This is a genomic window from Sandarakinorhabdus oryzae (genome assembly GCF_009733735.1).
Taxonomy (GTDB): Bacteria; Pseudomonadota; Alphaproteobacteria; order Sphingomonadales; family Sphingomonadaceae; genus Sandarakinorhabdus; species Sandarakinorhabdus oryzae.
On the sequence record NZ_WNJP01000127.1, the window covers coordinates 1 to 8,205 of the forward strand.

At 66.9% G+C, this 8,205-nt stretch carries 8 protein-coding genes; 3 read left to right on the forward strand and 5 right to left on the reverse strand.

Going from position 1 to position 8,205, the window contains the following annotated elements:
* Nucleotides 1-447: bestrophin-like domain (locus tag GJ693_RS11745; RefSeq protein WP_456238823.1), on the forward strand; the 447-nt coding region annotated here is incomplete at its 5' end.
* Here the strand turns inward: GJ693_RS11745 and GJ693_RS11750 are convergent.
* Nucleotides 444-869: an RrF2 family transcriptional regulator gene (locus GJ693_RS11750; protein ID WP_156256491.1), complete on the reverse strand. Its 426-nt coding sequence runs from the start codon at nucleotides 867-869 to the stop codon at nucleotides 444-446. The genes GJ693_RS11745 and GJ693_RS11750 overlap by 4 nt on opposite strands.
* Before the next feature lie 282 nt (nucleotides 870-1,151).
* Between GJ693_RS11750 and GJ693_RS11755 the strand changes: the two genes are divergently transcribed.
* Nucleotides 1,152-1,508: a UrcA family protein gene (locus GJ693_RS11755; protein ID WP_197042147.1), complete on the forward strand. Its 357-nt coding sequence runs from the start codon at nucleotides 1,152-1,154 to the stop codon at nucleotides 1,506-1,508.
* Between the two features lie 262 nt (nucleotides 1,509-1,770).
* Nucleotides 1,771-2,874 (forward strand): DmpA family aminopeptidase, encoded by a 1,104-nt coding sequence (locus GJ693_RS11760; protein WP_156256493.1) that lies wholly within the window; start codon nucleotides 1,771-1,773, stop codon nucleotides 2,872-2,874.
* 3 nt (nucleotides 2,875-2,877) lie between these two features.
* On the opposite strand, the gene GJ693_RS11765 is transcribed toward GJ693_RS11760, so the two are convergent.
* From GJ693_RS11765 to GJ693_RS11780, 4 genes are all read right to left on the reverse strand, one after another.
* On the reverse strand, nucleotides 2,878-3,807 hold the full coding sequence (locus GJ693_RS11765) for a hypothetical protein (RefSeq protein ID WP_156256494.1): 930 nt from the start codon (nucleotides 3,805-3,807) through the stop codon (nucleotides 2,878-2,880).
* A 130-nt stretch (nucleotides 3,808-3,937) separates the two neighbouring features.
* Nucleotides 3,938-4,606 (reverse strand): aspartate/glutamate racemase family protein, encoded by a 669-nt coding sequence (locus tag GJ693_RS11770; protein ID WP_156256495.1) that lies wholly within the window; start codon nucleotides 4,604-4,606, stop codon nucleotides 3,938-3,940.
* A 2-nt stretch (nucleotides 4,607-4,608) separates the two neighbouring features.
* Nucleotides 4,609-7,014: a DNA topoisomerase (ATP-hydrolyzing) subunit B gene (gene gyrB, locus GJ693_RS11775; RefSeq protein WP_156256496.1), complete on the reverse strand. Its 2,406-nt coding sequence runs from the start codon at nucleotides 7,012-7,014 to the stop codon at nucleotides 4,609-4,611.
* 349 nt (nucleotides 7,015-7,363) lie between these two features.
* Nucleotides 7,364-8,205, reverse strand: an 842-nt coding sequence (locus GJ693_RS11780) for an EAL domain-containing protein (protein WP_156256497.1), incomplete at its 5' end; no start/stop codon positions are given.

Below are 8,205 nucleotides of genomic sequence, written 5' to 3' on the forward strand. Positions count from 1 at the left end.
GTGCTGGCCGATTATGCCCGGGTGCGGGTGACCAGCCCGCTGCCTTCGGAAACCGCCAAGCTGGCGCGCGCCGCGGCCTTGCGCAACCGGGTGTGGGCGCTCACCGCCAGCGCCCAGGCCACGCTCGACGGCCCGCGCGCCACCAATCTGGTCAGCGCCGTCAACGCCGTGCTCGACACCGGCACCCAACGCGAGAAAGCGGTGGCGGCGCGCGTGCCCGGCGAGGTGATGCTGCTGCTGGTGCTGTTTGCCGGCGTGGCCTGCTTCCTGCTCGGCTACGTGCTTGACGCCCATGGCCACCGCCACCGCTTTGCCTCGGGCATATTATTCCTGCTGATGGGGCTGACCATCATGCTGATCCTCGATCTCGACCGGCCGGTGGACGGCGCTGTCGTGATCGACCAGTCGGCAATGGAAGCGCTGGTGGCCAGCCTGCCCGCGGCCTAAGCCGCAGCGCGTTCCAGCGACAGATCGGCCAGGCTGGTATGATCGAGGATGCTGGCCGTCTGCTCGCGCACCACCAGCATCACCTTGCGGATCACGCAGGTGGCTTCCTCGAAACAGTCATCGCAACGCTGATAGGCCGAAACCGACACGCAGGGCACCAGCGCCAGCGGGCCTTCGATCAGGCGGATGATCTCGCCGAAACTGATCTGCCCGGCCGGCCGCGCCAGGCGATAGCCGCCCATCTTGCCGCGATAGCTGGTGACAAGGCCGCCGTTCTTGAGATCGAGCAGGATCGCCTCGAGAAACTTGCGGGGCAGTTTCTGATCGGCCGCAATCACGCTGATCGGCACCGGTGCCACGCCGCCGGACCGGGCGATGAAGATCAGCGCGCGAAGCGCATAGCGGGAACGCTGGGTGAGCATGACGAATGCTTTATCCTATGCACCAGCAGGGGATTGCTGCCAAGCGGATTGGGCGTGCCAAGTGGCGATTTCCGCCTGCACGCCTCTGCCACCATTTGGCGAATTTTCCCACCTTTTCGGAATGAATGTCACTTGTGTCTTGGAGTTGTAACACGCCAATTCACTCAACTCATTGATTTTACACGATGCAGATTTTTTGGCCCCAGTTGGCACGGGCTTTGCAAAGCTGTTGGCATCGGCCGCCGGATGGTCCGGCAGCCGAAATACAGAAGGAGGTCCCCCATGTTCGCTTCTGCCAAGAGCTTCACCCGCAATCTGGTCGGCGCTGCCGGCACCCTGGTGTTCGGCGGCCTGTGCATCGCCGGCGCCACGACCCCGGCCAACGCCCAGATCGCCTACAGCGTCAACGACAGCGGCCACCGCGTCGCCTATGTGTCCTACAAGGATCTCGACCTGGCCTCGCAGGCCGGCCGCTCCACCCTTGATGGCCGCCTGCGCATCGCTTCCAAGCATGTCTGCCAGGGCAACGGCGCCACTCGCTGGGAGCCGGCCGAGGAATACAAGTGCTTCCACGAAACCTACAAGGCCAGCCGCACCGCCACCATGGCGGCCATCGAAGCCGACAAGGTCGCCGGCTGATCGCCTGACCGAAACCGGCGGGTTTGGGCAGGGGCCGCTCCTGCCCGCCGAACCGGCCGGCGGTGTCACCTTCACCCCCATCGGGTGACGCCGCCCGCCCTTCCTGCCTTCCCCCTGGCAGGATCTGGCCCCCGAAATTGGCTCCGATGCGCCTCTCTTGCCCCTCTCGGGGCGCATCGTGATGGTGCCGCCCGGCGTTTCATGCATCCCTCAACGCCGGGCGGCCCTTTATTTTTGCGGGCACAGCGCCATGATGGCGGCCATGCGCGCCCTCATCCTCGCTGTCATCCTCTCCCTTGCCGCACCCGCCGCCGCCATGCGCGCCCGTGATGTCGGTATCGCGCCGGGGCCGCTGCCCACCGGGCCGCTCAATGCCATCACCGATGTGCCCGGCGTTCTCGTCGGCCAGGTCACCATCGACCGCGGCGACACCATCCGCACCGGCGTCACCGCGATCCTCCCCCACGGCGGCAACATCTTTGCCGACAAGGTGCCGGCCGGCATCGTGGTCGCCAACGGTTTCGGCAAGCTGATGGGCCTGTCCCAAGTCAGGGAGCTCGGCGAGATCGAGACGCCGATCCTGCTCACCAACACGCTGAACGTGCCCGAGGCCGCCGCCGCCATCATCGAGCACACGCTGGCGCAGCCCGGCAATGAGGGCGTGCGCTCGGTCAACGCCGTGGTGGGCGAGACCAACGACGGCGGGCTGAACGACATCCGCGCCCGCGCCGTCACCATATCCGACGCCCGCCGCGCCATCGCGACCGCCACGGGCGGCCCGGTGCAGGAAGGCGCTGTTGGCGCCGGGCGCGGCACCATTGCCTTTGGCTACAAGGGCGGCATCGGCACCTCATCACGGCGCACGCCCGAAGGCTTCACGGTCGGCGTCATCGTGCAGAGCAATTATGGTGGCCGGCTCATCCTGGCCGGCGCCCCGATCCCGCCACCGCCCGGCAAGCAGGCCGCGCGCGTGTCGGCCGATGGCTCGATCATGATCGTGGTGGCGACTGACGCGCCACTGTCTGACCGCAACCTCACCCGCCTCGCGCTGCGCGCCATGGCCGGCCTGGCCCGCACCGGTTCGGCGTTCAGCAACGGCAGCGGCGATTATGCCATCGCCTTCTCCACAGCCGAAGCCGTCCGCCGCACCGCCGCCCGCCGTGCCACCATGACGGCCTACCCCGAACTCGGCAATGAGGCGACAACCCCGCTGTTCATCGCCGTGGCCGACGCCACCGAGGAAGCCATCGCCAACAGCCTGCTCGCCGCCGAAACCATGACCAGCCGCGATCCAGCGACGGGCGAAACCCGGCAAGCGGTGGCGGTGGACAAGGCGCTGGTGCGGCGGCTGCTCTCCGCGCGTTAACGCTCAGGGCCAGCGCGACGCACTTTCGTTGAAGAAGAACACGAAGCTGTCGAAATCATTCGGCCCAAGCTTTGCCCACCATTGCCGACCCAGCGTGCCGAAACGAACATTGACGCGGCCAGCCTGAGATTGCAGCGGCAGAAAGACTGGCCCGCTGCGATCAGCCCGGCGGCCCTGGCCTTCGGGCACGACAGGCGTGATATGGCCAGGCCGGTTGGTTTGCGTGCGCCGCGCGCAGATCACGGCGACGGCGCCGCGATTGGCCGCCTCCTGCAGGGCTTCGGCGGAACTGGCGCGTTGCCAGCCGAATTGGCCGCCAAAATCCAGCAGCCAATTGTGCAGGCTGTTGGCATTCATCTCGCGGACCGTCGTTCCCATGGCGACGGGCACCGCCTGGCCGGCCTTCAGCGCTTCGATGGCGCTGGGCATCCACCACACCCGCGGCAGATAGACTCCGGCCGCATAGCAATAATCGTGGGAATAGATGTTGCAGAAGGTGAAGACGCCGGGCTTCCAGCGCAGATTGGCCGGATTTTCGACCTCCGCCCAGTCAACAAAGGCCCACAGGGGCTCCTTGGCCAGACCATCGGCGCCACGCCGTCGCGGCATGCCGGCTTCACCCAGCGGCGCCGCGCCCGCTGTCCGGGTGCGGGTTACCTGCGGGTTGTTCTCACCGAAATGCGCCGGCCGCAGCCCGGTTGCAGGGGCCGGCGATGCCGGCGCGGCCGGCGGAATTGCTTCAAGCACGGTTTGTTTCATGAAGCCGGTGAAACTGACGCCCGACAGTGTCCCGCGCACATTGTGCCAGGCCCCCTGTTTGGGGCCGATCTCCTCTACCGGATGATGCTGGGGGAAGACGGCGTCGATGATGCCATTCGCGTCCGGTGTGCGGCGCAAGTTGGCGGCAGTGGTGGCAACACGAAATCGGGCCATGGCGGCATGCTCCTTCAAGGCAGCGCTTGTGACCCGATCTTCATCCTATCACGCCCGCCCAAGGCTTCAAAGCATGGCAAGCGCAGACGCTTCTGCCCACCCACGCGGGCGCCGGCGTCGTGCCGGATTGTCAGGCCTGCCCCAATGCCTGCCGCGCGATGGCACCTGCATGCAGCGCCGCGCAGTCGATCAGCGGGAACGCCGCCGTGGCCGCATCGAACACCAGTGCCAGATCGGTACCGCCCAGCAGGGAGGCTTCAGTTCCCTGCGCCAACAGGTGCACGGCTGCGGTTTCGAAAACCTGGCGCTGGCCGGCCGTCACCGTGCCAGCGGTGGCCATCGCGGCATAGGCATCATGCACCGCGTCAAGATCGGCCGGGGCGATCACTTGCGCCGTGGTGATGCCGCCATAAAAGCCTGACGCCATGACGGTGCGCGTGCCCAATATGCCGATCCGGCGTAGACCGCGCGCCGCAACGTCGCGGGCCACCACGTCGATCATGTCGATGACCGGCAACGGCGAGGCGGCGGCAAATTCTGCCCTGCAGAAATGCCCGGCAATCGACGTGACCGCGACGATTTCCGAACCGGCACGGGCAAGCCGTTCGGCCAGCCGCACGAAAATCGCCGCCTGTTCGGCGCGGCGATCGGCGCCGAGATTGGCCAGCAGGGTTGGCGCATCGCCATGCGCCGTTGTCAGTTCCAGCGCCACACCGGCGCGGGCAAAATGGCCGATCAGTTGGCGGGTGTAATAGTCCTGCGATGCCGGGCCGATGCCGCCAATCAGGCCGACATGCATGCTTACACGTCCAGATTGGCGACGTTCAGCGCGTTTTCCTGAATGAAATTCCGGCGCTCCTCGACCACGTCGCCCATCAGCTTGGCGAAGATGTCGTCGGCGTCTGCCGCTTCGTCCACGTCGACGCGCAGCAGGGTGCGGGCGGCCGGATCGAGCGTGGTTTCCCACAATTGCTCGGCGTTCATTTCACCCAGGCCCTTGTAGCGTGCGATGGCGAGGCCCTTGCGCCCGGCATCGAGCACAGCGGTGAGCAGATCGGCCGGGCTGGTGACGCGGGTGCTGCCCAGCATCGACGGCGACGCATAGGATGCCGCCTCCTGCGCCGCCAGCGCGGCCAGGCGCGGCGCTTCCGGCGAGGCGAGGAACCCCCCATCGATGACATGATAGTCGGTGACGCCGCGCCATTCGCGTTCGGCCTGATAGCCGCCGTCGGCCGCCAGGCTCACCTTCCACACGCCGCCATCGGTTTCCGACGCATTGAGCCAGGCCGCCGTCTTCTGCGCCGCGGTGGCATCGGCCTTTTCCAAAGCGCCATTCAAGGCCAGCGCCTCGACCACCAGCGCCGGATAGCGGCGCGGAACATAGGCCATCAGCGCCCGCATGCGCCGGCCGTGCTCAACGAGCGCCTTCAGGTCCGCCCCGGTGCGCGGGCCGCCGGCGGTGGTGAGCACCAGATTGCCGGCGCCGGCTTCGACCAGATAATCCTCCAGTGCGGCATTGTCCTTCAGATACACTTCCGAGCGGCCGCGCGTCACCTTGTAGAGTGGCGGCTGCGCGATGAAGAGATGGCCGCCATCGATCAGCGCCGGCATGTGGCGGAAGAAGAAGGTGAGCAGCAGCGTGCGGATATGGGCGCCGTCCACGTCGGCGTCGGTCATGATGATGACCTTGTGATAGCGCAGCTTTTCCAGGCTGAACTCCGGACCGATGCTGGTGCCGAGCGCCTGGATCAGCGTGCCGATTTCGCGGCTGCCCAGCATGCGGTCGAGCCGGGCGCGCTCCACGTTGAGGATCTTGCCGCGCAACGGCAGGATGGCCTGGTTCTGGCGGTTGCGACCATTCTTGGCACTGCCACCGGCCGAGTCCCCCTCGACCAGGAAAAGTTCGGACTTGGCCGGATCACGCTCCTGGCAGTCGGCCAGCTTGCCCGGCAGCGAGGCGATGTCGAGCGCGCCCTTGCGCCGGGTCAGGTCGCGCGCCTTGCGCGCGGCCTCGCGGGCGGCGGCGGCATCGATGATCTTGGCCACGATGGTGCGGGCGTGGGCCGGATTTTCCTGCAGCCACACGTCCAGCCGGTCAGCCATCAGGCTTTCCAGCGGCTGACGCACTTCGGACGAAACCAGTTTGTCCTTGGTCTGGCTCGAGAATTTCGGATCGGGCAGCTTCACCGAGACGATGGCGGTCAGGCCTTCGCGCATGTCATCGCCGGTGAGGTTGACCTTCTCCTTCTTGAGCAGGCCCGAGGCTTCGGCATATTGGTTGAGCGTGCGGGTCAGCGCGGCGCGGAAGGCCGCGAGGTGCGTGCCGCCATCGCGCTGCGGGATGTTGTTGGTGAAGCAGAGGACCTGCTCGTAATAGCTGTCGTTCCATTCCAGCGCGACATCGATGCCGATTTCGTTGGCCTGGCCGGTGATGGCGATGGGATTGGGGATCAGCGGCGCCTTCGACTTGTCGAGGAACTTCACGAAGGCCGCGATGCCGCCTTCATAGAACAGCTCGACCGATTTCGCCTCGGCATGGCGGGCGTCGGTGAGGATCAGCCGCACGCCGCTGTTGAGGAAGGCGAGTTCGCGGAAGCGGTGTTCCAGCTTGGAATAATCGAAATCGATGAACTTGAACGTGCCCAGCGACGGGAAGAAGGTGACGCGCGTGCCGCGCTTGCCATTGGACGGGCCGCGCACGGCCAGCGGCGCCTGTGCCTCGCCGTGGTGGAAACGCATCCAATGCTCTTCGCCGTCGCGCCAGATGGTCAGCTCCAGCCATTCCGACAGCGCGTTGACCACCGACACGCCCACGCCGTGCAGGCCGCCCGACACCTTGTAGGCATTGTCGTCGCTGTTGTTGAACTTCCCGCCGGCGTGCAGCTGGGTCATGATCACCTCGGCGGCCGACACGCCTTCCTCGGCGTGGATGCCGGTGGGGATGCCGCGGCCGTTGTCGGTGACGCTCACACTGCCATCGGCGTTCAGCACGATGTCGATGCGATCGCAATAGCCGGCCAGCGCCTCGTCGATGGCGTTGTCGGACACTTCGAACACCATGTGGTGCAGGCCCGAACCATCGTCGGTGTCGCCGATATACATGCCCGGCCGCTTGCGCACGGCATCCAGGCCGCGCAGCACCTTGATGCTGTCGGCGCCATAGTCATTGATCTGGGCGGGATTCGGATTGGAATCGGGTTCGGTCAACGGGTCACGCCTTGGCAGGGGGTTTGTGCCATCGGCTATAGAGACTCCCGCGCGCGCGTGCGAGGGGGAAATGCTGGTTCCAAGGGTCTGAACTCAATCAGGACAGGGGTCGGCATGGGCTGGAGCGGCAATATGGCTAGGCGCGGGCGCGCTGGCGGGGCTTCGCCCCCCCCGGCAAGCGACCGCAACGACGCCATATTGCCGCTCCAGCCCACCCAGAGGGCGGCGTCAGGAAAGCCGATGGCGCGTTCGCTCGATTGCCGGGTAGCGCCGCTACCCGGCTGCACTCGCTCTCTCCCATCGGCCTTCCTGACGCCGTGACGACCCCTGTCCTGATCGAGTTCAGACCCTACCGTCCCCGCAGCGTGCCGCCCATGCGTGGCCGCGGCTCCTGCCGCTGGCGCTGGTACAGCCACGGTAGCGCCTCGTCGGCCAGCATCGGGCGGGCAAAGAGATAGCCCTGCACGGCAGTGCAGCCATGGGCGACCAGGAAGCTGCGCTGGCTTTCCGTCTCCACCCCTTCGGCGATCACCTCCAGCCCCAGCCCGCGCCCCAGCCCGATCAGTGTGCGGGCAATCAGGCCGCGATCGCCCTCGCTGTCGATGGCGCGGGTGAAGCCGCGATCGATCTTGATGCGATCCACCGGAAAGGCGGTGAGGTGCGAGAGCGAGGCATAGCCAGTGCCGAAATCATCCATGGCCAGCGTGCAGCCCATCGCCTGCAGCGCCTCCAGCGTGTGGCCGATGCGGGCGATGGAGCGATCGAGCAGCACGGTCTCCGTCACCTCGATCTCCAGCCGGCTGGCCGGCACGCCATGGCGATTGAGGTTGCGTTTCACCGCCTCGACGAAATCATCGGCGAGCAATTGGGCGGTCGTCACGTTGATGGCGAGATGGCCCGGCTCCAGCCCGGCGGCCAGCATGGCGGCAAAGCCGGCCATCGCCGCCTCCATCACCTGCGTGCCCAGCGGCTGGGCCAGGCCAACATCCTCGGCCAGCGCGATGAACTCGGCCGGTGGCACCCATTCGCCGCCGTGGTGCCAGCGCGCCAGCGCCTCGAAGCCCAGCACGCTGCCATCGATCAGCCGCTGCTGCGGCTGCAGCGCCGCGACCAGCTGGCGACCGGCGATGGCCTGGCGCAGCGCATCGGCCAGCCGTGTGCGGCGCATCACCCGATCAGCGAGCGCGGCGC

Excerpts from the sequence above, each read along its gene's own strand:
- GJ693_RS11760 (WP_156256493.1), top strand. The coding sequence starts at position 1,771 with ATGCGCGCCCTCATCCTCGCTGTCATCCTCTCCCTTGCCGCACCCGCC.
- GJ693_RS11770 (WP_156256495.1), bottom strand. The coding sequence starts at position 4,606 with ATGCATGTCGGCCTGATTGGCGGCATCGGCCCGGCATCGCAGGACTAT.
- GJ693_RS11765 (WP_156256494.1), bottom strand. The coding sequence starts at position 3,807 with ATGGCCCGATTTCGTGTTGCCACCACTGCCGCCAACTTGCGCCGCACA.
- GJ693_RS11750 (WP_156256491.1), bottom strand. The coding sequence starts at position 869 with ATGCTCACCCAGCGTTCCCGCTATGCGCTTCGCGCGCTGATCTTCATC.
- GJ693_RS11755 (WP_197042147.1), top strand. The coding sequence starts at position 1,152 with ATGTTCGCTTCTGCCAAGAGCTTCACCCGCAATCTGGTCGGCGCTGCC.